Origin of the sequence: Saccharibacillus sacchari (assembly GCF_037722395.1) — a bacterium.
Classification (GTDB): domain Bacteria; phylum Bacillota; class Bacilli; order Paenibacillales; family Paenibacillaceae; genus Saccharibacillus; species Saccharibacillus sacchari_A.
This window is the reverse complement of the sequence record NZ_JBBKAR010000042.1, coordinates 14,732-38,970: the sequence shown is the minus strand read 5'-3', so window position 1 is coordinate 38,970 and position 24,239 is coordinate 14,732. Positions and strand designations below refer to the sequence as shown.

The following is a 24,239-nucleotide window of genomic DNA, read 5'->3' as shown; positions in this document are numbered from 1 at the left end:
CAATATAGTCCTTCCTGAGACAGATTACAACAAAATCATCTAAAGCGTTACTAGGGCGTGTTTGAAAACTCAACGACATGCATCTTTTACCGCCTTTTCGCCCGCTACGGCGTCACGCTTTCTTGACGTGCCCCGGCACGACTGCGAAACCCTTCCTTGTTGCGAGCGAAAATTCGGCAAAATCTGCTTCCTTCGGAGTTTTCAAATACGCCCTAAAAGAAAAGGTTAGAAATGCTACCGTTTTGTCACATCATGTGGATCAAGCTGTTTCAAATTGCGGGTATAATTGAATTGTAAGCGTACGCAACCCGAACGTTTTTTATGAAGCGAAAATCAATGGGCGACCGGATTTTTTGATCTCTATCGAAACGACTCCGGACGCTTATTCCCATAAGGAGGCTCACGTTAATGACGAGTGCGACAATGGAGAAGGCGGTTACGATGGAGCGAGAAGAGAATCAATGGACACATACCCGGTGGATGATGTATCAATTGCTAAGCGATTTTATTATTTATAGACCGAGCGTGCATCTGGTCATGAAATGGCGCGGGAAACTGCAACGGTTGGAGTGGGAGAGCGAAGCTTTCAATCGGTTCAAAACGATCATTTCCGAGCCGGACACGGCTTCGCTGGCGGCTTTTTGCAAAGGCGAGACGTCGGAGTACGACCGGCTGGTCGGGCAGCGTCAGGCGGGGATTCCGCTTCGGGAGTCTTTTTACGCAGGGTGCGAAGCGGAATTGGCGGCGATGCGCGTCAGCGCGGAATACGACCGGGCCGGCGTGATCCTCAACAAGACGTCCGGGGAAAAAGACGACGAGCTGAGCATGGAGTTGGAGTTTATGGCCGTGCTGTCCGAACGCCTCACCGAGCGGGGCGTACGTTCGCAAGGCGAATGCGAGCAACTGGCGCGTATCCAATGGGGCTTCGTCAAGCGGCATCTGCTGGCGTGGGTGCCCGCGTTCTGCGGCGAGCTGCGCAAGCATACGGAAAGTCCTCTTTACTTGAGCCTGTGCGAATTGATGGAGGAGCTGATCGCTTCCGATTATGCCTGGTTGAACGAGCGGATCAGCAAATAAACGGATCATCAAGCCGCGCGTTTTCTTCTTTCGGGGAGAAGGCGCGCGGCTTTTTGTTTCGATTGCTCGCCGAGCGTCCAAATGAGGCATAGACCGGGCAGCGTCGCTTGGCGAAAAGAAGGATCGGCGGATCATGGATCTTGGCGGTCGGACCGAGCCGGCGTCAAGCGGCGGCTCCCGGAAGCGAAGGAGGAAGCACGGATGGGACTATATATCGGACTGGATATCGGCACGACGAGCACGAAGGCTTTTTTATACGATGAAAAAGGAAAGATTCGCGGAGGTTCGCAGTCGGCGTACGCGCTGCTTGTGCCCGAAGCGGGGCGGGCGGAGCAGCGTCCGGACGAGCTGCTCGACGCGGTAGTCGACGCGATTCGCGGGGCGATGCAAGACGCGAAAGCGCACGCGGACGATATCTCGGCGGTCGGCATCAGCGCGGCGATGCACAGCCTGATGGCCGTGGACCGCGACGGGCATCCGCTGACGCCGCTCATTACCTGGGCGGACAACCGCAGCATCGGACAGGTGAACGCTTTGCGGAAAGGGAGAGAAGCCGGGAAGCTGTACCGCGCCACGGGCACGCCGATCCATCCGATGTCGCCGCTAACCAAGCTGCTGTGGTTTGCCGACCGCGAGCCGGAACTGTTCAAGCGCGCCGCCAAATTCGTATCGTTCAAAGAATATTTGCTGCATCGGTTGTTCGGCCGTTACGCGCTCGATCTGTCGCTCGCTTCCGCAACCGGAATGCTGGATCTGCACACGCTGAAATGGAACGATTCGGCGCTGCATTTGACGGAATTGTCGCCGGACCGATTGGGCGAGATCGTGCCGATCACGGAGCGGTTAAGCGGCATGGACCGCAAGCTGGCCGACCGGATGGGCCTGCATCCCGACACGCCGTGGATCGTAGGCGCAAGCGACGGCGCGCTGGCGAACGTCGGCGTGGGCGCGCTCGGCAAAGGCGAAACGGCGGTCACGATCGGCACCAGCGGCGCGGTCCGCTCGTTCGCGGACCGTCCGGCGACGGACCCGGACGGCCGGACGTTCTGCTACGCGTTCGAACCGGATCGCTGGCTGGTCGGCGGACCGACCAACAACGGCGGCATCGCGCTGCGCTGGTATCTGGAAAAATTCGTGATCGACGAAGAAGAAGGCGAAAGCGGCGATCTCAAAGAAAAGCAGGCGCTCGACCGGATCGTCAAGCTGGCGGATTCCGTTCCTCCGGGTTCGGAAGGGCTGCTGTTTTTGCCGTACTTGAGCGGTGAACGCGCGCCTTATTGGAACGCCGACGCACGCGGCGCTTATTTCGGAGCGACGCTGCATCACGGGCGGGCGCATTTCGGCCGGGCGACGATGGAAGGGGTCTTGTTCGCCGTGCGCACCGTATCGGATGCGTTGACGGAGCTTGGCGGCGCGAATCGGACTTTGCTGGCTTCGGGCGGATTCGCCAAAAGCGATATCTGGACCCAGATGCTGGCGGATTTGTCGGGAACGCAGGTAGTCGTGCCCGATACGTACGAAGCGTCGGCGTTCGGCGCGGCCGCCGTCGCCATGAAAGCAGACGGGGCGATCGGCGATTACGCCGATATGAAAAGCGGCATCGGCATCTTGCGCACGCACGAGCCGGATTCCGGCCGCTTCAAAACGTACGAGCAGTATTATTCGCTGTTCAAACGGGTCTACGAACAATTGGAGCCGGTCTTCCCGGAGATCGCGGAGCTTCAGCGGGGAACGGGCGTGAACGAGGAAGAAGCCAGCGAGAACGGACATTCCAAGCCGAAGTCGGCGGATAAATAATTCGGCGGATAGATAAGATACGGCAGGGGGCAGAGGGCTGGCCGACAAGCAGATATGCGAGCCGTCAAAGTCGTGGAAATGGAAGCGGAAAAGGAAAGCGGGTGAAATAAGTGCGCAAATACACTTATTTCGTTCGGTTTGCTTCCGATTTCTCAAATAAGTGCGTATATACATTTATTTGAAGCGGAAACGAGAAAAAGAGCAGAATGCGGAGAGATTAAGTGCATATCCGCATCTATTCTTCCTAAACGATGAAATATGAATAAAATAAGTGCATATCGGTATTTATTTTCGAAAATCTAACCGGAAAAGTGTTTGGATTTCAGGTTTTGCGGTTTCGGTTTTGTTCGCGTCGATCTTTTCCTTGCTTAAGAGTTGTCTGTTCGCTTATCCAGCTCCGGCGGCTCTCCTGTCTGCCCCAAGTCCTCTGTATCTGATGAAGTCGTATGTTTACGCTTGACCGAGATTTCGTATCTGAATCGCGTACGAAGTCGAAGCTTCCGACGCAAGCGCACGGGTCCGGCGTTTCGCGGTAATGTAATCTCGCCTTCGCTGTGCAAGAAGGATCAGGGGGTTTTTCTGCTCGCGCTCGCGCGAATTTCGCAACAACAAAAAGCCGCTTCCCGGAGGAAGCGGCTTTTGTTGTTTTTTTGCGATGGGCGTTTCTGCTGAGCCGTATTTTGCTTTGCAACGGCTGGAGCCGAAACCGAGTCCGGGCGCCGAAAGTCGCAGACGCGATCGGGGTTGAACCGGTTTCCTGTTCAGTCCGGTTTTAGTCCAGCGGCGTCTCCAGCTTTTCCAGTTCCGCGCGTCTGGCGCGGGATTTGCTGCTGATTTTCATCAGGAATTCGTATACGACAGGTACGATGACGAGGGTCAGCGCGGTGGAGCTAATCAGACCGCCGATCACGGTGATGCCGAGCCCTTTGGAAATGATGCCGGCTCCGCCTTCCCAGCCCGCAACGAGCGGAATCAAAGCTCCGATGGTCGCAAGAGCGGTCATCAGGATCGGACGCAGACGGGTCGATCCGGCTTCAAGCAGCGCTTCGCGCGTCGAGAGTCCTTCGCGTTCCTTGTGAATCACGCGGTCGATCAAGACAATGGCGTTGGTGACGACGATACCGATCAGCATCAGTACGCCCATCAGTGCCGATACGCTAAGCGATTCTCCGCCAATCAATAGGCCGATCAATGCGCCGATAACGATGAACGGCAGCGAGAACAGAATCGCGAACGGCGCCAGACCGCCGCCGAAGGTCACGACGAGCACGAAATACACGATCGCGATCGCGGCGAGCATCGCGAGGCCGAGCTGAGAGAAAGTGTCATTGATCTGTTCGGTGACGCCGCCGAATTCGACGGTGATGCCGTCCGGCAGATCCAGCTCGCTAATCTTGTTCTCCAGTGCGGTCGAAGCACCGCCGACGTCGGAGGCAACGATATTGGCCGACAATTGAGCGACGGTTTTGCCGTCCGAGCGGCTGATCGTATCCGGCGCGAGCCCTTCCTGAACTTCCACTACGTCGCTAATCGGGACTTGAATACCGAGCGGCGAGGTCAGTTCGGTGTCTTCGATTTCCGAAAGCGTAGAGTAGCTCTTGCTCTCGGTCTCGATATAGACGTTATGGCTTTGTCCGTCCAGATCGACTTCGGTCAATACGGGACGCTGCGTAACCGGAGCGAGCGCCATCGCGATCTGCCCGGCAGTCAGTCCGTAGGAACTGAGTTTCTGTTGATCGGCCACCAGCGTGTATTGGTTATAGCCTTCCTCCAGATTGCTTTCCGCTTCTTCGAAGTTGGAGTCCGCTTGAATCAGCTTCAGTACTTCGTCAGCTACAGGCTTGAGATCGTCCGTGCTGTCTCCGTAGATACTGACGCTTAGCTGGCTGCCGCCCAGGCCGCCACCGATATCCATCTGGCTCCATTCGCCGTCCGGAATACGTTCTTGCAGTCCGGCAATCAAATCTTCTTTGACCGTATCGAAGTTCGGGGTGTCGCTTTCGAACTCCGTATAGAACAGGGCGGAGTTGGACGAGCCGAAGCCGAGCGGATTCGATCCGCCGATCGAATATTGCATATTGGTCAGATTCGGCTGCTCGCGGACGAATTCTTCGGCATCCAGCATACGCTGCTGGGCCTGTTCATCCGTAGCTCCCGCTTCCGGCGAATAGGTAAACGTAAACGTCTTGTCTTCCTGCTCCGGCAAGAAGCTGGTGCCGACATAGGGAAGGGTGAACAAGCTTCCGACCAGCAGTACCACGGCGATCAGGAACGTGATCAGCTTATGGGACAGCGACCATTCCAGAATCCGCTTGTAACCTTCGGACATGCGGCTTGGCTTATCATGCGAAGCTTTGGCTTTGATGCCGCCGCGGAACAGCGTGTGCGCCAGCATCGGCACAAGCGTGATCGCAATCAGAAGCGATGCGAGCAACGCGAATACCATGGTCAGGGCAAACGGCATGAACAGCTCGCCGACCATGCCGCTCACAAAAGCAAGCGGGACGAATACAGCCAGTGTCACGATAGTCGAGGACATGATCGGCAGGAACATCTCGCGCGTCGCGGCGCTGATCAATTGACGCCCGCGCAGCTTTTCGCTGCTCAAGGTCATACGTCGGTAGATGTTCTCGATAACGACAATCGAGTCATCGACGACCCGACCGATCGCGACGGTCATGGCGCCGAGCGTCATCATATTCAAGGTGACGCCCATCTGCTTGAGCAGCAGCACGGCAATCAAAAGCGACAGCGGAATCGACAGAATCGAGATGATCGTCGATCGGATGTCGCGCAGGAAGATCAGGATGATCAAGACGGCGAACAAGGCGCCGAAGATCGCTTTTTCCAACATGGTCCGGACGGAATCTTCGATCGGCTTGCCCTGGTCGAGCATGACGGTCAGGTTCAGGCCGGAATATTGGCTTTCCAGATCGCTGATGCGGTCTTTGACGGCATTGACCACGTCCACGGTGTTGGCATCGTTGGTCTTGACGATCTGAATGCCGATCGATTCCAGGCCGTTGGTCCGGGAGACGGACTCGGAGCTGCCCACCACTTCAAGCTTCGCAATATCGCTCAGCTTAACGGTAGGAATTCCGTTGGCAAGCGCAGCTGCCGCCGCGCCTTGCTCGGCGTCGCTTTGCTGCGTGATATCAACGCCTGCGCCCTGCTGGGCTTCGCCTTCCTGCGTCGCATCAATACCCGCAGCGCTTGGATCGGCGTTCGTCGAGCCTGCCGCGCCGGAAGCGTCCGGAGCTGCTCCGCCGCTGCCTTCGGTTCCGCCAGCCTGCGGCTGTTCGGGAACAACCGGAATTTCCAACGCTTTCAGATCGTCCAGCGTGGTGACATTGCCATCGACGACGACGGCCGATTGGGTATCGTCCAGCGTGAATAATCCAAGCGGTGCGCGAACGGACGAAGCGTCGACGATATTTTGTACCGTTTCCCGGGTCAGACCCAGTTCAGCCATCTTGGCGTCGTCGAAGGTCAGTTGAACTTCACGCACATACTGACCGGAGAGCTGTACCGAAGCGATGCCTTCGATCTTCTCCAGCTCCGGCAGCACCTGCTCCTGCGCGATGCGGGACAGTTCTTCCAGATCGTCCGTCCCCGTCTCGGCCGATGCGCTCAGCGAGATAACCGGGAAGGAGTTCAGACTGAAACGCGTGATTTGCGGGCGTTCCACGCCTTCGGGCAGCGTAATCTGGTTTAACCCTTCGCGAATCTGGGCGGTCGCTTCATCCAGATTGGCGCCGAAGTTGAACTCGACGGCGAGGGAAGCCACGTTTTCCATCGACGAGGAAGTTACATTCTGCACGCCGTTCACGTTGCGCAGCATTTGCTCCAGCGGCACGGTCACTTCGTTCATGACCGTCTCCGGAGCGGCGCCCGGATCGACCGCCGTAATGCTCAGAAAAGGGACGTTGATATCGGGGATGGTTTCCTGCTTCATGGTAAGTCCGCTGTAAATACCGGCTGCCGTAATGACAATCGTCAAGAACCAGACCGCAAGCTTATTGCGCAGGGAAAAACCGATGATACTTTTCATAAAAAGATTCTCCACTCCTCTTAGATGGACTGCACCCGTTGTCGGGCGTCATTTTCGGGGATGTACAACTGGCTTCAATCTTGCTTCAATGCGTGGACAATTCGTCCAAACGGTACGAAATAAGCGGGCTGAGCTGTTCCAGCGCACCGTGCAGGACAAGGACTTCTCTGAGATTGGCGACCATACCTTTCACGACGGCGCGCCTCGGCGAAGCATTGGAGAGTTCTTCTTCCAATACATCTAACGTCTCCAAAGCTTCCTCGCGTTCGGCGCGCAGGAGCGGGCTCCAGGCGAGCGTGTCCCGCATTTGGCGAATCAGGATAAATGGCCGCTTGGCCGCACCTGATTCGTCCGGGACATCCTTGATCCAGTCTGCCCATAGCGACGAAGGAATCAAGGGTTCCGGCTGCCGTTCAAGCAAGCGCTCTGCGGCTGCATCCACCATGGATTCCAGATGGCGCAGCGCGTCGGGGATCGGAATCTCCGGCATGCCCCAATCGTCAGCAAGCTGAAGGTACGAGAAGGTCAATCCGCTGATGACGATAGACAGATCGCCGGAATAGCGGTCGATCTCCGGTCCGTAGATGCCGATCAGGCTGCGCCGGATCAGAAGGAAAGCCTGGGTCAGCAGCGGGTGTCGCACCGGAGCGCAAGAACCTTCTTCCTGGCTTTTCCTCAGTTGGTCGCCGATTCCGGTAAATTCCTGCTCCCGGATCTGCATCAGCATGAAGGATTTGAATTCGATTAATGAATGCAGAAGAACTTCAATCTGGGCGAGAAAAGTCTCGCGAGCGGAGCGGTCTTCCGCGGCCGCGGCTTGCAGCTTCTCTTGTAAAGTGCCGAGCGCGTATTCATGGATGGAGCGGATTAGTTCTTCCTTGGAGCGGAAATGCTGATACAGCGTCCCTTTGGAAAAACCGCAGCGTTCCGCGATATCCTGCATGGATGTCGCCTTGATTCCGCGCTCGGAAAACAGGGCGAGAGCCACGGCGAAAATCGTATGTTTGCGCTCTGCGGATTTGTCTGCCAAAACGTCATGCGCCTCCTTGTCTGACTTATCGGTTCTGTGAACGACTATCGAGTCAGAAATTAGTATAAACGAAAAAAACAGCCGTCTCAACTTTACCGGGAAACCGGGGTCGAGAACGGCTGTTTTGCTGATAAAATCAGTTTTACGAGATTAGCTTGAGTCCGACCGCTGCGGCCAGGATCATTGCGATAAACAGCAAGCGACGCGCTTCTTTGGCTTCTCCGTACATAAACATGCCGACAAGCGCGCCGCCTACTGTACCGATGCCGGTCCAGATCGCATACGCCGTACCCATCGGAATATGCTGCATCGCATACGTCAGCAACGAGAAACTACCTGCAAAAGCAGCAATCAGCAAAGCGAAAGCGGGAACGCCTTTGCGTAGCGAAACCTGCTTAAGTCCGATTACGCCGAATACTTCGCAGCATCCTGCCAACACGAGAGCAATCCACGGCATATCAGATCGCCTCCTTTTTGCTAACGATGCCTGGAGACGCTTCGTCCTTCGGCGAGTCGGTGACGAGCTTCAGACCGACGACGCCGGATAGCAGAAGCAGAATCAGCAGTGTTTTGGCAATGCTGAACGGCTCGCCGAACAACAAGGTTTCGGCGACGACCGTTCCTGCCGTGCCCAACCCTGTAAAGACCGCGTACACGCTGCCGATCGGCAGCACTTTTGAAGCGTTAATCATGAGCCAGAAGCTTGCCGCGATTCCGATCACGGTCAGCAGCCACTCCCAAATATTCGAGGAGTGCTTGAGGCCCGATACCCAGGCGACCTCGAACACTCCCCCGATCAGTACATACATCCATCCGCGATTCGCACGGCTCATCGTAGTCACTCTCCTTGAATATCGCTTCACTTCGTAATCAGCACGCCCCGGCAATACACCGGCCAGACTGCATCCAGCCGCCGCGTAGCTTTTGCCGTTGTCGTATAAATGGCTTCCGCCATGACTCCGTCCAATATCGTCAGATACGCCAAAGCTGCTTCCTGCGCCCCTTCCGGACGCAAGCGTTCAGCGTGAACCGGCTGCTCCAGCAACCGAATCAATCCAAGCTCGGCCTGGGCGAAAAAGGGATTAACCAGCTCCATCACCCGGTCGTGCAAAGCGCTAGGCGGGAAATAAGACATCCGCAGCAAAAAGCGCGTCTCCGCATCCGATTCATGATCGTCCATCAGCCGCTCGACAAGTTCGCGCAGCGTCTGTTCGAACGGACGGGCGGTGTCTTGCAGGATATGCCGAAGCAGCATGTATTGTTTGCGGCGCAGCGTTCGCTTGAACACGCACAAGAACAAATCTTCCTTGCTGCGAAAATGAGCGTAGATCGAAGGCTTGCGTATGCCGACTGCATCTGCGATCCGTCCCAGTGAAGCTCCTTCGAAGCCTTCGCTGGCAAAAAGCTGTAGGGCAACGTCTTCGATAGCAGGTTTGCGGGTCATACAAAAGCCCTCCTTTTCTTATCCCAAATACAAATAAAACCGAGCGAACTAACGGTCGTTAGGTTGTAATTTAGCATGGCGGATTCGGAATGTCAATGCAAAGGGTAAAGGGAGTTATCAAGGAAGAAATCGGGGTAAGCCATGAAACCTCCCTCGGTTCATCGCGTAATGACCTGAACGATAAGGGAAGAAATCAACAAGCTTTTTGCTCGAAGCAGCCACACCATACCCGAAAGGAGCATGCGAAGTGAGACGCGGATTGATTGTATTTATGCTTGCCGTGCTTCTGTTCGTCTTTTATTATTTTGGCGTCGATCTGTTCGGAACGACCGCCGCTGCGGTGATGAGTATTTTTTCCACCCTGACCGTCGTTTCGATTGCCTTCTTGATCTTTATGGACAACCGCAATCCTTCGAGCACCTTGTCGTGGATTCTGGTGTTGGGGCTGCTGCCTGTGGTGGGACTGATTTTCTACTTCCTGTTCGGACAGAATTATTTCCGCCGCCGCAAGTACGATAAGAAGGCAGAGTGGGATCGTCGCATTTACAAATGGAGCGAAAAGGATACGCTGGCCGGGATCGGGAATACGGCACATTTTAGCGAGGAACAGCAGCGGATACTGCGCCTGTCGCGCCGTTTGTCGCTGATGCCCGTGTCCTATTCGAGTCCGACGGCGGTGCTCACCAATGGCGGCAGCACGTTCTCGGAACTGCTGGAAGCTCTGCGCGGGGCCAAGCATCATATCCATATGGAATATTACATTTACCGGGCGGACGATATCGGGACACAGATCCAACGGCTGCTGATCGAAAAGGCGAAATCGGGCGTCGAGGTGCGCTTTATGGTTGACGCCGTCGGCAGCATTCAGCTTCCGCGCAAGTTTTTGGACGAGATGCGCGAAGCCGGGGTGAAGGTGGCTTTGTTCGGCGCGACGAAGTTTTTGCTGGCGACTAGCCGGGTCAACTACCGCAACCATCGGAAGATCGTGGTGATTGACAAAAGCATCGGCTTTATCGGCGGCTTGAACGTGGGCGACGAATACCTTAGCCGCAGCAAAACGTACGGATTCTGGCGCGATACGCATATGCGGATCGAAGGGGAAGCCGTCAGTACGCTGCAACGGATCTTCTTGCGGGACTGGCGGCATATGACGAACGAGCAGCCGACGGGACCCGGATATTTTCAGTCGAAAGGCAAGCCGAACCCGAAATTGGGCGCGGTGCAGATCATTGCCAGCGGACCGGATAACGATCGTCGGGCGCTGAAGCATATTTTCTTCTCGATGATTACTACAGCGAAAAAGTCGGTCTGGATCGCCACGCCGTATTTTATTCCGGACGAAGATATTTTGACTGCTCTGCGAACCGCTGCTTTATCGGGCTTGGATGTTCGATTGCTGTTCCCGGCCAAGCCGGACAAGAAACTGCCGTTCTGGGCGTCCCACTCGTACTTCCCGATCCTGCTGGACGCCGGCGTAAAGATTTACGAATACGAAAAAGGCTTCCTGCATTCCAAGCTGCTGATCGTGGACGGCGAAACGGCGAGCATCGGCACAGCTAATATGGATATGCGCAGCTTCCACCTGAATTTCGAGGTCAACGCACTGCTGATGAACAACGCCAGCGTAGAACGAATCGCCGCCGATTTCGAGCGCGACCTGCTGAACACGACAATGATCGATCCAGCCAAATTCGGCAGCAAACGCATCGCCGTCCGCTTCATGGAATCCGCCGCCAGACTTCTGTCCCCGCTCCTATAGAAAATAATTGATGTATAAGACACGCCAGCGGAGAAAACCTAACGTATCTGGAAGCGAGAAGACGGAGAGAGAAATTCAGTGAAGGAGCGTTAGCTTTCGCCTTTGAAATTGGGAAAATTCCGCTAAAATTCAATCTTTTTCCCGATTTCAACACGCGACCGGAACGAATTTCTCTCGTAGTCTTCTCGCTTCCCTCTACCTGCGTAACTTTCGAGGACAGCCTGAAAGTGCTAACTTTGGCACTTTCTTTTTTTGTATCCGAAAAACTTATTTGTGGCACGAAGCTTGCTATGTTAGGCTAAAGGAGATTATTTGCATCGCAAGCCAACCGATTTTACAAAATACATCATGCGCAAAGCGAGCCGTTAGACCCGTTATTGGGTAATTAAAAATAACGTGGAATGTCTAATCAGGAAAGGTGAATAGAATGGCGCAAAATGAAAATCGAAAAACTGCGGTGATCGTAGGAGCGGGACCTGGAGGATTGGCGGCGGCGATGCTGCTTGGCGCGAAAGGATACGAGGTCGACGTGTATGAAAAGCAAGAGGTTCCGGGAGGACGTTCGGGCCGGATCAAGCTTGGAGCGTACACCTTCGATCGGGGCGCAACATTCGTCATGATGCCAGAGCTGTTGGAGGAACTATTCGAACAGGCCGGGCGCTCGGTGCATGATTATGTGGAACTGCACAAGCTGGACCCGTTGTATGGATTGTATTTTGATCGGGGACGTACCGTGTTGATGCCGTCCAGCGACAACGAAGAGACTGCAAAACGGATACAGGCCCTTTTTCCTGGCGAAGAGGCCGGCTTCTACCGCTTTATGACTGACGAGTCAGTGAAGTACGAGCATGTGGAACCCTTGCTGCGTCGGCCTTTCGGCGGCTTTGGCGATTACATGAAAAGCGATGCGATCAAGGCGCTGCCCCACCTTAAAATTACCGATACCGTATACGGCCAGCTCTCGCGGTACTTCAAGGACGAGCGGCTCAAATATGCGTTTACTTTCCAATCCAAGTATCTCGGCATGTCCGCGTGGAACTGTCCGGGAACATTTACCATTTTGTCGTATATGGAGCATCGTTATGGCCTGCTGCATCCAAAAGGCGGAGTAGCGGCGTTGTGGGATGCTATGGTCAAGGTCGCTCAGGAGCACGGCGTGCGTTTTCATATGGGCAGTCCGATCGAACGGATTGTGACGCAAAACGGCCGTGCCACAGGCGTTCGGCTCCAAGGCGGAGAAACCCGCAAAGCGGATCACGTGGTAATCGGAGCGGACTTCGCTTCGGCGATGAACGGACTGTTCGAGCCGGGGGTGTTGAAAAAATACACGCCGAAAAAGCTGGAGGCCAAAAAATATTCCTGCTCGACGGCGATGCTGTATCTGGGCATTGACGGAGAAGTCGATCTGCCGCACCATTCGATTCATTTTGCCGATAATTACGAGAAAAACGTCCGAGAGATCACGGAGAGCCTGACGCTATCGGAAGACCCGTCGATCTATGTGCACAATCCGTCGAAGCTTGATCCGACGCTTGCGCCGGCGGGCAAATCGTCTCTATACGTGCTGCTGCCCGTTCCGAATCTGAAAGGCGATACCGACTGGGTCGGACGGCGCGAAGAGCTCAAGGAACAGATGCTGACGCGTCTGGAACAGATCGAGCAACTCCAAGATATTCGCAGCCGCATCGAGGAAGAAGCCTTTTTCACGCCGCAGGATTGGCAGGATTCGCTGGATGTCTATCGCGGAGCCACGTTCAATCTGTCGCATAATCTCGGACAGATGATGGCGTTCCGGCCGCACAACGAATTCGAAGAAATTGAGCGGGTATGGCTGGTCGGCGGCGGTACGCATCCGGGCAGCGGACTGCCGACGATCTTCGAATCGGCACGGATCAGCGTGGACTTGATCGAGAAGGCTGACGGCAAGACGCGCAAAAGCCCGACTCCGCAAGCGCTCGGTACAGCAGGAGCAACAGAGTGAGCCGCGGTCCGAAAGTCGCGATCGTCGGCGGTGGCATCGGAGGGCTGACGGCCGCGCTGCTGCTCAGCAAGCAAGGCGCGGAAGTGACGCTGCTCGAAGGACGCGACCGCCTCGGCGGGCGTATCGCGTTCGAACGCGACGAAAACGACATTCGCCGTATCGACCAGGGGCCGACCATCGTGCTGCTGCCGGAAATGCTGTTGTCGATTTTGGAAGAGGGCGGGGTTGAACGGGAACGGATCAAGCTGATCGAATCGGACCCGCTGTATCGCATTCATTTCTCGGACGGAGAAACGATGACGAAGCGCAGGCAACCCGAACATCAGGCCAAAGAAATCGACCGTTTGTTTCCCGGCGAGTCCGAAGGGTATATGCGTTATATGGAGCGGATGCGCGAGTTGTATCCCGGCGCGCAAAAAGCGGTGCTGGAGCGGACGTTTCCGCGCAAACGGGACTTTTTCACGCCGCGTCAGGTACGCATGCTGGGACAGTTGCAAGCCCACCGAAGCGTTCGGGGAGCTGCCGCCCGCTACTTCCGACACCCTAATCTGATCGATGCGTATTCGCTTCAGTCGCTCTATATCGGCGGACAGCCTGCGGGAACGCCGGGGGTGTACTCGATTTTGCCGTATGCGGAGCATGAATTCGGCATTTGGATGATTGAAGGCGGCTATGCTCGTTTGCCCGTTATTTTGGAGGAGGAGCTGCATTCGCGCGGTGTCGAGATTCGACTGAATACGCGTGTGGAGCGACTGGAAGTGGAAAACGGCCGCTGCCGCGGAATCAGCGTCGACGGCGTTCGCGAAGAATATGATGCCGTGCTGTTCAACGGGGATTTTCCGGGGATTCTGCCGCTGCTCGAAGGGCATCCCGAAGCAACAAAACGGAAAAAGCCTTATCAGCCTTCGTCCGGCTGCGTGCTCGTCTTTATGGGAGTATCCAAGCGATGGGAAGATCCGGCGGCGCATCAATTTTTCCTGCCGGATAGTTTGAGCGACAGTCTGCAAGCCGTTTTCGAACGAGGCATGATTCCGGCGAATCCGTCGTTTTACGTGTTTAATCCGGTGGTGCTTGATCCCGACGCCGCGCCGGAAGGCGAAAGCGTGCTGTACTTCCTTATTCCCGCTCCCGACGCTTCGCGCATCGCTTGGTCCAAGGAAGGCCGGCGGCTGGCGCGCAAGGTGCTGCGGGCTGCCGAGGAACGAGGCTTCCCGGGACTTCGCGATTCGATCAAGTGGATCAAGCTGCGCACGCCCGAGGATTCGAAGCTGGACGGCAACTATGTAGGAGGCAGCTTCGGCATCGCGCCGATTCTGGCTCAGTCGGGTCCGTATCGACCGCAACCGAAACCTTTTCACAGCATTGAAGGTCTGTACGCGGCCGGCGCTTCGGTTCATCCAGGCGGGGGCGTACCGATTGTGATGCAGGGGGCCAGAATGGCCGTAAATCAGCTTTTGAAGGAGTGGAACCCATGAACGAACAAATTATGCAGCAGTGTGAAGACGCAATGCGACGGGGATCATCTTCGTTTTACCACGCCTTCCGTGATTTGCCCGAACGTAGGCGGCATGCCGTCTATGTGATCTATGCGTTTTGCCGGCTGATTGACGACAGCGTCGATGAACCGGAGACGTCGCCGTTTACGATCCATGAGCTGAAGGAACGGTTTTTGAATTTGGAGCAAGCGGAAGGTCATTTTATCTGGCCGGCGCTGCGGTGGTTGTTTACCGGCTTCCCGAATCTCGGCCGACAGCCTTTTTTGAATCAGATGGACGGTCAGCTCTCCGACTTGACGCTGCTGCGTTACGAAACGACGGAGCAGTTGGAGCATTATTGCTATCTGGTGGCCGGGACGGTGGGCGAGATGCTGCTGCCGGTGCTGCGTGACGATCTGCATGTGGAAGCGGCGGAAGCCGGGATTGCTTTGGGGAAAGGAATGCAGATCGTCAATATCATTCGCGACGTGGGCGAAGACCTGCGCCGGGGACGTCGTTATATACCGGCGGAGCTGATGCGTCGTCATGGGTATACGGATGCGGATCTGGATAACGGAGTGATCGACGCGCGTTTTGTCGCCATGATCGATGAATTGCACGACCAGGCGACGAAGTGGTTCGCGAAAGGGTTGTCCAACCTGGAGACGTATCCGAAACGCAGCGGATTGGCGGTCGCTTTGGCGGCGGCGTTCTACGGCGCGATCTTCGACCAGGTACGCCGCAACGGATACGATGTGTTCAATCGCCGCGCGATCGTGCCGGATGAGGAAAAGGGATTGCTGCTGATGAACGTACTGGCCGCTTTCGGAGCAATTGACGGGACGGCGGACAGCGCAGCAGTATCGTGATGAGCGATTCGGGGAAATATGCGGTAGCGGAGCAGACACAGCGCGGCGAACGGAAGCTGTCGGACGCGAAGGAACGGAACGATTACGCCGGGAAAAATCTTTTGGAAAAGAAGACAAGCACGCTTGACCGCACCGTGCGGATTTCGGGGATCGTTTTTTATGTCTGGATGGCGATCGGCCTGACATTGATGTTGACGGTCGGCGTGCCGGATGCGCTGGGTTTTTCGAATGCGTTATTTCTGGTGTTTTATACGGCGTATGCGCTGGTGCTGCTTCGGTTGGCGATGGAGTCGTCCGCGGCCGCAGCGGAACCTCGCCGGCCGCAGCGTCCGTTATTGAGCTTGACGCTGGGCGCGGCCGGGATCTGGCTGGGCGGGATGGGGATCGAATGGAGCGGCGTGCATACCGGGTGGCCGTTCGGCGGCTATCATTATTCGTGGATTTTGGGTCCGCATCTGTTCGGCGTGCCGGTCACATTGGGCTTGGCCTGGATTGCGGTGATCGGCAGCTCGGCTTTGATTGCGGGACCGGGAACGCCGACGTTACCCGGACGATTGTGGAAAGCCGTACAGATCGGGACCTGGACGGTATGGATTGATTTTGTGCTTGATCCGGCCGCCGCGTCCCGAGGCTTCTGGAATTGGAGCGGGGAAGGCGGCTTCTACGGGATTCCGTGGAGTAATTTTGCCGCTTGGTTCGTGGTAGGGACGATCTTGTCTTTGCTTCTGCCGCAACGCGTTCCGAGTCGCCGGACGTTGACGCTCGGGTTAAGGCTTTATCAATTTATTTTGCTGATGTTCGGTCTGATCGCTTTGCAGGATGGGCTTTACGGTCCTGTCTGGATCGCGGTGGCCGGCATCGTGCTTTCGGAGGTCCGGGTCCGTTATGATATCCGCAGAGCAAGCTCCGGCGTTTCGCGCGCTGTTTGATTTTTATAATCGTCGTTATCTGTTGCCTCGCGCGTTTCGTTCTGTTGGATTATACGGAACGCTGGACGCCGGGATCGAACAGGAACGTCCTATTTTGTACATCGCCAATCATAGCTCGTGGTGGGACGGTCTGCTGCTGTATCATTTGTGGCGCCGCAGCAACGAGCATAACCACTATGTCATGATGGATGAGGCCCAGCTTTCGGAATATCGTTTTTTTCGCAAGCTGGGTGCTTATTCGGTGGATAAAAGTGCCGCTGGAGCAAGCCGGGCGTCGCTTCGGTACACCGAGCGGTTGCTGGACGAAGGAGCGAGGGTGTGGCTGTTTCCGCAAGGGGATATTCGCCATTTGGAAAGCCGTCCGCTGGAATTGCAGCGCGGAACCGCGCATCTGCTCAGACGGGTGCCGCATACGGCGGTCGTGCCGGTGACGTTCTACTATACGTCGGGACTGCACTCCAAGCCGGAGGTATCGCTGATGATCGGAGAAGCGATGACTGAAGACTGGGCGTCTTCGGATGGAGCGGCGATGACCCGGATGCTTGGCAGTCGGTTGACGCAGCAGCTTGATCTGCACCGGAGTTACGCGATTGCTGCGGTAAACGATCGGTCAAAGGCCAAGCTGCCCGACCGTGAACTGCTGCGCACCGGCCTGTCCGTTAACGAGAAGTATGACCGTTTGCGAAAAAAAAGGAGGCCCGCGCATTGACTCTCACTTTGATTCTGACTGTCGTTTGCGCATTGCTGATCGCTCAACTGGTTTTCGCGCTGCTGAATGCGAAGGCGCTGCCGGTTCCGGGTCGGCGAACCAAACCGATCGAAGGCCGCCCGCTGGTGTCCGTCTTGATTCCCGCACGCGACGAAGAGCGCAATATCGAAGATTGCTTGCGCCATGTACTGGCTTCGGACGATTCGGAGTTCCGTCTTGAAGTGATCGTGTACGATGACGATTCGAGCGACGATACGGGCGGCATCGTGCGCCGGATCGCGATGGAAGATTCGCGTGTCGGATTGATGCGGGGCGGCGAATTGCCTTCGGGCTGGAAAGGCAAATGCTATGCCTGCCACAATCTGGCGGAACGCGCTTCGGGGAGTTGGTATCTGATGCTCGATGCCGACGTCAGATTGGAGCCGATGGCGATCCGCGACACGCTGCGTTCGGCGCAAAAGAAAAAGGCCGGATTGGTCACGGGCTTTCCCAAGCAGGTCACCGTGACGCCGCTGGAAAAGCTGGTCGTGCCGATGATGGAATTCGTCATTTTGTGTCATCTGCCGATCGCCGCGGTATCCCGTGCGCGCAGCGGACTGTTCGTTGCCGCGCACGGCGCCTACATGCTGATCAAAAAGTCGGCTTACGAATCCGCGGGCGGCTACGAAGCGGTCAAAAACGAGATGGTCGACGATATGGCCATGGCGCGAGCGGTCAAAAAGGCCGGCTACAAAATGCTGCTCGCGGATATGACCCGACACGCGCATATGCGCATGTATCATACAGGACGCGAGGTATGGAACGGGTTTCGCAAAAATCTGTTCGCGGGTCTCGGCAAAAACTACGTTTTGCTGCTCGGTCTGCTGATCTGGTACGGCGGGCTGTATCTGCTTCCTCCTGTCGCTTTGCTGATCGGCTTATTCACCGGCAACGCGCATTTGGCGGGTTTTAGCGCAGGCGCGATGCTGCTTGGCATGGCGGTCAAAGCGGTATGCGACGTGCGCGGCGGATTTCCGGCCTGGCACGGCGTATGGATCGCGGCGACGATTGCCTGTACGCTGGCGATCGCGCTATCGAGCGTATTCGGCGGCTTGAGCGGTCAAGGGCACGAGTGGAAAGGACGGCGTTACGGATGAATCGGAAAAGAATGGAGGTGGGTTTATGAGCCGCAAAGCGGTGATCGTCGGCGGAGGGTTAGGCGGATTGTCTTGTGCGATTGGCCTGGCTGTCGAAGGCTTCGACGTGACGCTGACGGAAAAGGAATCCATGCTCGGCGGCAAGCTGAAGCGCGTGGAGAAGTCCGGCTATCGGTTTGACCGGGGGCCGAGCACGATTACGATGCTGCATGCGTTTCGGCGTGTTTTCGAGCGTGCCGGACGGCGAATGGAAGATTATATCACGACGTATGAGTTGGAGCCGCGCACGCGCAATGTCTTTTTTGACGGAACGACGGTAGACTTGAGCCGGGACGCTTCCTGGATGCGCGAGCAGATCGCGGCCTACAGCCCGGAAGACGCGATGCGTTATCCGGCATTTCTGGAGGAGGCGCGGCGCGTGTACGGGCTGGCGGACGGACGTTTTTTGAATCGCCTGATGCTGTCTACCCGTGAGAAAATCGATCCGATGCTGCTGCGGGATTTTCTGAAGGTTCGCCCAACCACGACCTTGCGTACGCTGCTGGCCCGTTACTTCAGTCATCCGTATACGCTGGCGATGTTTGGGCGTTACGCTACGTATGTCGGGGCTTCTCCGCTGCGCGCCCCTGCGATTTTTGCCATGCTGGCCCATGTCGAAGCGGACTTGGGGATTCACGGGATTCATGGAGGCACGTACGGACTGGTCGAAGGCATGGCGCGTCTGGCGAAAGAGCTTGGCGTGACGGTCCTGACCGATACGGAAGTGCTGTCGATCAAGGTCCGGTCCGGGCGTGCCTACGGCGTGGAGACCACGGCGGGAGTGCTTGAAGCGGACGAGGTCGTGTGTAACGGAGATCTGTTGACGACCGCCAGGTTGGTGCCGGATCGCCTGCGTCGGCGGACTTCGTCCAGCCGATTGGATACGTACGAGCCGTCGCTGTCCGGGTTCGTGTTACTGGCCGGGGTCAAGCAGCGTTACGACTCTTTGTTGCATCATACGATGTTATTTCCCCAACGGTTGGAGAGCGAATTCGGCGATATTTTTGAGCGTAAGGTTGCACCGGACGATCCGGCTCTGTACATTTGCAATAGCGGGTATTCGGAACAAGGCACGGCGCCGGAAGGCGGAAGCTCATTGTTTGTGCTTGCGAACGCGCCTTATTTGTCCGAATCCTGGGATTGGCGGGAACGCAAAGACGAATACGCGGATAAGATCGTTGGCATGTTGAAAAAGAGGGGGATCGGCGGCTTGGATACGGCTGAGGTGTTAGAGCGGTATACGCCGGCCGATTTGCAACGGGACACGTACGCGCATCGCGGCGCCATTTACGGCATTTCGTCGAATACGCTGAAGCAGACGTTTTTCCGCCCAGGCAACCGCGACCCGGATATTTCCGGGCTGTGGTACGTCGGCGGCACCGCGCATCCGGGCGGCGGAACGCCGCTCGTGACCATGTCGGGGCAGCTCGTAGCCGAGCGGATCGCGAGTACGAAAGTGTAAGGAAGCGAGGATTCCGCGCCTGTAGACCGTATAAGGGAGTCGGGAAGCTCGGGGCTACAACAGGGTATAGCGGAGTCGGAAGTTCGGGTCGGTACGCGGATAGGAAAATGTAATGCGCGGATAGAGGACATGCAGGTACGCGGACATACGGACATGCAGGTACGTGGGTGTATGGATATGCAGGTATGCCGATAAGCGGTTATTCGCCTATTCGAGAACGGTGAGCGCGAAAAGTCCGGAGTCGGACGCTGTTAGATAGGATTATTGAAAATAAGTGCGGATATACACTTATTTGCTTCGGATTTTGCGATTTGGGGAGAATAGATGCGGATATGCACTTAATTAATCGATCTTATGCGATTTTACGCGTTTTTTCTTTGAATAAATGTAATTTCGCATCTATTGGCAGATGCGGAGGCGAATCCAACGAAATAAGTGTATTTAAGCACTTATTTCGACAAGTCTCGTGTTAATCAGTCTCGTCTTAACAATTCTCGCCGAGAATAAAAGCTAACCTGAAAAGAAGGAACGCTCGATACTTTGCTGTAGCTTGACGGCGTTAACTCGGCGAATGTAATTGGTCTGAGACGTACCGGAACCGTTAGCGTTTCAGACCGGTTCCAACCCCCTGTTAAAGTGGGACAAGCTATTGGATGATGTAGAAAAGAGGGGAGCGGCCATGACGAGAGAACAAGCAATTTCCGGTCCTTCGACCGGAGACCGAAAAAGCGAGCATGTCCGCTTGTGTCTGGAAGAAGATGTGTCCGGAGTCGGCGTGACCACAGGGCTTGAACGTTACGGATTTCGGCATAACGCGCTGCCGGAGCTGAATTTTGACGATATTGATCTGTCGACGGCGTTCGTCGGACGCAGCCTGCGGGCGCCGCTGTTGATCAGCTCGATGACCGGAGGCAGCGCCGGGACGGGGCGGATCAACGAGCGGTTGGCGGAAGCGGCGCAGCTGCGCGGCTGGGCGATGGGACTGGGCTCGGTCCGCGCGGCCGTGGAGCGCGAAGACTTGGCGGCGACGTTCAAGGTTCGGCACAAAGCGCCGGACATTCCGATCATCGCCAATCTGGGCGCGGTGCAGTTGAACTACGGGTTCGGCGCGGACGAGTGCCGGCGCGCGGTGGAGATCGCGGAAGCGGACGCGCTGGTGCTGCATCTGAACAGCTTGCAGGAAGTGTTCCAGCCGGAAGGCAATATCGACTTCGCCGATCTGCTGCCGAAGATCAAGCGGCTTTGCTCGGAGCTTGGCGTGCCGGTCGGCGTCAAAGAAGTCGGTTGGGGCATCGACGGGGACACGGCGCTGCGCTTGGCGGAAGCGGGCGTCGCTTTCGTCGATGCGGCGGGAGCTGGCGGTACGTCTTGGAGCCAGGTCGAGAAATTCCGCAGCTCGGACATCATGCGCCGCACGGCGGCCGAAGCGTTCGCGAATTGGGGCAACGGCACGGCGGAGTGCATCGCCGAGATTCGCGCCGCACTGCCGGACATGCCGCTGATCGGCAGCGGCGGCCTGACCAGCGGCGTCGACGCGGCCAAAGCAATCGCGCTGGGCGCCGATCTCGCAGGCGTCGGCCGCGCGTTGCTCGGCCCGGCCGTCGATTCGGCCGAAAGCGCGGCTGCCGCGATGCGGCAAGCGGAATTCGAACTGCGCACGGTGATGTTCGGCATCGGCGCGGGAAACGTACGGGAGCTTAAAAGCACGAAACGTCTGGTCCGCAGATAAGCGGGGCAGGCGTTTTTTGTTCCGGTAGCCCCCTGGCAAAGACTTGCCGCTCTCCCGTATCGCTTCGCGGAAATTCCTGTTATAATAGGCGGTGATGCTTATTTCAGGGCAAGCTGGCGCATCCTTTTTTCGCGCGAACGCGTTATTTTAAGATCAAACTCAGAGGAGTTGTGTATTCATATGGCATTGAAAGCCGGTATCGTAGGGTTGCCGAACGTCGGCAAGTCCACATTGTTCAACGCAATCACGCAAGCAGGCGCAGAGTCCGCCAACTATCCGTTTTGTACAATCGACCCGAACGTTGGCATCGTCGAGGTTCCCGACGAGCGTCTCGACAAGCTGACAGAAATGGTTACACCGAAGAAAACGGTACCGACGGCGTTTGAATTCGTCGATATCGCGGGCCTGGTTCGCGGCGCGAGCAAAGGCGAAGGTCTGGGCAACAAATTCCTGGCCCATATCCGTGAAGTTGACGCGATCGTACACGTTGTACGCTGCTTCGTGGACGAGAACATCACGCACGTCGACGGCAAGATCGATCCGGTTAGCGATATCCAGACGATCAACCTGGAGCTGATCCTCGCCGATATCGAGAGCGTGGACAAACGAATCGAACGCTCGAAAAAGAACATGAAAGGCGGAAACAAGCAGTACGCCCAAGAGATCGAAGTGCTGGAAAAGGTCAAGGAAGCTTTGTACAACGACCAGCCTGCGCGCAGCATCGATCTGACGGACGACGAACTGCAATTGATCCGCGAACTGCATTTGCTTACGCTTAAGCCTGTTTTGTATGCGGCAAACGTAGCGGAAGACGAAATCGCGGATGTGGCCAACAACGCTTACGTGCAAAAAGTCCGCGAGTTCGCGGCTGCCGAAAACGCGGAAGTCGTGCCGATCAGCGCGAAGATCGAAGAAGATATCTCCGAGCTGGAAGGCGAAGACAAGCAAATGTTCCTGGAAGAACTGGGTATTCAGGAATCCGGTCTGAACCTGCTGATCAAAGCGGCTTACAAGCTGCTGGGTCTGTACACGTACTTCACGGCAGGCGTACAGGAAGTTCGCGCATGGACGATTCGTCAAGGCACGAAAGCTCCGGGCGCAGCAGGCGTGATTCACTCCGACTTCGAACGTGGATTTATCCGCGCTGAAGTCGTAGGCTACCATGACCTGGTTAACGCCGGTTCGATGAACGGCGCTAAAGAACGCGGTCAGCTGCGTCTTGAAGGCAAAGAATATATCGTGCAGGACGGCGACGTCATGCACTTCCGTTTCAACGTTTAATCGTTGAGCTAAAAAAGCCGTTCTCCTTTTGAAAAGGGAAACGGCTTTTTTGTTGTCGATAAAAGTCTCCACTTTTAGATTTAAAGAATTAAGGAATTAAAATGTTAGCTCCTTTTATTCCGCAGGCTTTTTGTTATAGCCGAGTTCGCCGTAGGGGGTGAGTTTGGCGAGCCATTTGTTTTCCAGTTCGCCGAGTTGTTCGCGGATCGATAGGTAGACATTTTCTGAAGGCTTGAGCACTTCCAGAACTTCGAATTCGAAGGCGTCTTCGCCGTAGGTTTTCCAGTCTTGTTGAAGCTGTTTATTTTGGAAGCTGCCGTTATTCAGTTCGAAGCGGCGGCCGTCCATGGACTTCAGGTTGGGGAGGGAGGCGATAAAGGATTTGCCGCTGGACTTGTGCATGATGCGGTAGACGCCGCTTTCTTGTTTGATTTCCTTATACATCGCTTGCAATTCTTTGCGGCGGTTGGTGGGATTCACGGGGGATACCTCCTTTGTCGGTTTTGTAGTTGTAACGCTCTTGTCGGCAACGAAGTCGGGTCGGCCGCCTCGCGTTGTCCAGTAGGCGCTGCCGTCCGGCTCGCGGCTGATCAAGCCGTAGTCGACCAGATTGCGGCGCAGAATTGCGTAATCCGCGTAGATCGGGGAAAGTTCTGCGTTGAGTTCTTTTTCGGTATAGAATCTTCCGTCATCCAGGCGTGAGACGATTTGTCGGAGTACGGCGAGACGCTGCTTTTCTTTTAGATCAAATGTAAGCAGCGGGCCGTCTAGGCCTTCCGGAAAAGCGCGCTTTAAAATCTGCCGTTCTTCTTCCTCGGTCATGTTATAGCGATCATCCACCATGCGAGCTTGAGGATGTGGCACGATGAAAGACGGTTCCGGTTTATCGCTTCGCTCCTTGAGCAGTTCCATCAACGCGAGAAAAATTCGGGCTTGCCGTTCTTTTTCTTTTAAAACGAACCGATGATTGCGGATCGTCGAAGCGCTGCCGATTTGAAGTTCATTCTTGATTTCGTCATCGCTATTCCCATCGTAAAAAAGCCGCAGCAGCGAATTTTGATGGTCGGTCAGTCCGGTTGCCTTTTTGTCGAGACCGATCAAGGCTTGAAATGCCGATCCATGCTGGGCCTCGATATGGCGCTGCATGGATTTTTTGGCGTCGTAAAAGATACCGTCGTCGGCGTAGATCAGGCCTTGTTCTGTCGTATGGCCGCAGAAAAGGCACACGAAGATCTCGCCGTCACGCGCATATCCGTTCTTCAAGTCTTGCACGGGAGCGTTCCATAACGTATCCAGATTGTTCATGAGACGAATCCATCCTTTGTTTGGTATATAATAGATCCTCTTCGATTTTGTTTGATATTATATAAACATTATTCGTATATGTTTGTCAAATGACAAACGCTATAGATATTTGTTTGTAAAATAAAAAGCCGCTCGCGTCATGGAAGACGAAAGCGGCTTTGCGAAG

At 55.9% G+C, this 24,239-nt stretch carries 18 protein-coding genes; 12 read left to right on the top strand and 6 right to left on the bottom strand.

The features are described 5' to 3' along the window. The first annotated feature begins 408 nt into the window (after positions 1-408). Positions 409-1,077 (top strand): molecular chaperone TorD family protein, encoded by a 669-nt coding sequence (locus WKI47_RS15700; protein WP_340228104.1) that lies wholly within the window; start codon positions 409-411, stop codon positions 1,075-1,077. 201 nt (positions 1,078-1,278) lie between these two features. Continuing rightward, entirely contained in the window at positions 1,279-2,874 is a 1,596-nt protein-coding gene (locus tag WKI47_RS15695; RefSeq protein ID WP_340228103.1) for a gluconokinase, read from the top strand. A 772-nt stretch (positions 2,875-3,646) separates the two neighbouring features. Here the strand turns inward: WKI47_RS15695 and WKI47_RS15690 are convergent. The 5 genes from WKI47_RS15690 to WKI47_RS15670 form a co-directional block, all read right to left on the bottom strand. Next, positions 3,647-6,925, bottom strand: a complete 3,279-nt coding sequence (locus WKI47_RS15690; protein ID WP_340228102.1) for an efflux RND transporter permease subunit — start codon at positions 6,923-6,925, stop codon at positions 3,647-3,649. Positions 6,926-7,010: 85 nt separating this feature from the next. Next, the gene (locus WKI47_RS15685; RefSeq protein ID WP_340228101.1) at positions 7,011-7,955 is read right to left on the bottom strand and encodes a helix-turn-helix domain-containing protein; all 945 of its coding nucleotides are present in this window, start codon (positions 7,953-7,955) and stop codon (positions 7,011-7,013) included. Positions 7,956-8,097: 142 nt separating this feature from the next. Next, positions 8,098-8,412 carry a multidrug efflux SMR transporter gene (locus WKI47_RS15680; RefSeq protein ID WP_340228100.1) on the bottom strand — a complete coding sequence of 105 codons (315 nt, stop codon included), beginning with the start codon at positions 8,410-8,412 and terminating at the stop codon, positions 8,098-8,100. A 1-nt stretch (position 8,413) separates the two neighbouring features. Then, the gene (locus WKI47_RS15675) at positions 8,414-8,788 is read right to left on the bottom strand and encodes a multidrug efflux SMR transporter (protein WP_340228099.1); all 375 of its coding nucleotides are present in this window, start codon (positions 8,786-8,788) and stop codon (positions 8,414-8,416) included. 26 nt (positions 8,789-8,814) lie between these two features. Further along, positions 8,815-9,399 carry a TetR/AcrR family transcriptional regulator gene (locus WKI47_RS15670; protein ID WP_340228098.1) on the bottom strand — a complete coding sequence of 195 codons (585 nt, stop codon included), beginning with the start codon at positions 9,397-9,399 and terminating at the stop codon, positions 8,815-8,817. A gap of 247 nt (positions 9,400-9,646) precedes the next feature. Between WKI47_RS15670 and cls the strand changes: the two genes are divergently transcribed. The 10 genes from cls (at position 9,647) to ychF (ending at position 22,768) form a co-directional block, all read left to right on the top strand. Further along, complete coding sequence (gene cls, locus WKI47_RS15665; RefSeq protein ID WP_340228097.1) at positions 9,647-11,158, top strand: cardiolipin synthase; 1,512 nt, start codon at positions 9,647-9,649, stop codon at positions 11,156-11,158. A gap of 427 nt (positions 11,159-11,585) precedes the next feature. Continuing rightward, entirely contained in the window at positions 11,586-13,139 is a 1,554-nt protein-coding gene (locus WKI47_RS15660) for a phytoene desaturase family protein (protein WP_340228096.1), read from the top strand. Continuing rightward, positions 13,136-14,614: a phytoene desaturase family protein gene (locus WKI47_RS15655; RefSeq protein WP_340228095.1), complete on the top strand. Its 1,479-nt coding sequence runs from the start codon at positions 13,136-13,138 to the stop codon at positions 14,612-14,614. Before WKI47_RS15660 ends, WKI47_RS15655 begins: the two co-directional genes overlap by 4 nt. Further along, the gene (locus WKI47_RS15650; RefSeq protein ID WP_340228094.1) at positions 14,611-15,483 is read left to right on the top strand and encodes a phytoene/squalene synthase family protein; all 873 of its coding nucleotides are present in this window, start codon (positions 14,611-14,613) and stop codon (positions 15,481-15,483) included. Before WKI47_RS15655 ends, WKI47_RS15650 begins: the two co-directional genes overlap by 4 nt. Further along, positions 15,483-16,412, top strand: coding sequence for a carotenoid biosynthesis protein (locus WKI47_RS15645; protein ID WP_340228093.1), 930 nt, complete (start codon positions 15,483-15,485; stop codon positions 16,410-16,412). Before WKI47_RS15650 ends, WKI47_RS15645 begins: the two co-directional genes overlap by 1 nt. Continuing rightward, positions 16,369-17,121 (top strand): lysophospholipid acyltransferase family protein, encoded by a 753-nt coding sequence (locus WKI47_RS15640; RefSeq protein ID WP_340228092.1) that lies wholly within the window; start codon positions 16,369-16,371, stop codon positions 17,119-17,121. The genes WKI47_RS15645 and WKI47_RS15640 overlap by 44 nt, the downstream gene beginning before the upstream one ends. Further along, positions 17,118-18,257 carry a glycosyltransferase family 2 protein gene (locus WKI47_RS15635; protein ID WP_340228090.1) on the top strand — a complete coding sequence of 380 codons (1,140 nt, stop codon included), beginning with the start codon at positions 17,118-17,120 and terminating at the stop codon, positions 18,255-18,257. Before WKI47_RS15640 ends, WKI47_RS15635 begins: the two co-directional genes overlap by 4 nt. A gap of 25 nt (positions 18,258-18,282) precedes the next feature. Next, positions 18,283-19,758: a phytoene desaturase family protein gene (locus WKI47_RS15630; RefSeq protein WP_340228089.1), complete on the top strand. Its 1,476-nt coding sequence runs from the start codon at positions 18,283-18,285 to the stop codon at positions 19,756-19,758. A 679-nt stretch (positions 19,759-20,437) separates the two neighbouring features. After that, positions 20,438-21,487 carry a type 2 isopentenyl-diphosphate Delta-isomerase gene (gene fni, locus WKI47_RS15625; protein ID WP_340228088.1) on the top strand — a complete coding sequence of 350 codons (1,050 nt, stop codon included), beginning with the start codon at positions 20,438-20,440 and terminating at the stop codon, positions 21,485-21,487. A gap of 180 nt (positions 21,488-21,667) precedes the next feature. Continuing rightward, positions 21,668-22,768: a redox-regulated ATPase YchF gene (ychF, locus tag WKI47_RS15620; protein WP_340228087.1), complete on the top strand. Its 1,101-nt coding sequence runs from the start codon at positions 21,668-21,670 to the stop codon at positions 22,766-22,768. A 114-nt stretch (positions 22,769-22,882) separates the two neighbouring features. Here ychF and WKI47_RS15615 read toward each other — a convergent pair whose 3' ends face one another. Next, complete coding sequence (locus WKI47_RS15615; RefSeq protein WP_340228086.1) at positions 22,883-24,073, bottom strand: DUF2087 domain-containing protein; 1,191 nt, start codon at positions 24,071-24,073, stop codon at positions 22,883-22,885. Positions 24,074-24,239: the final 166 nt, after the last annotated feature.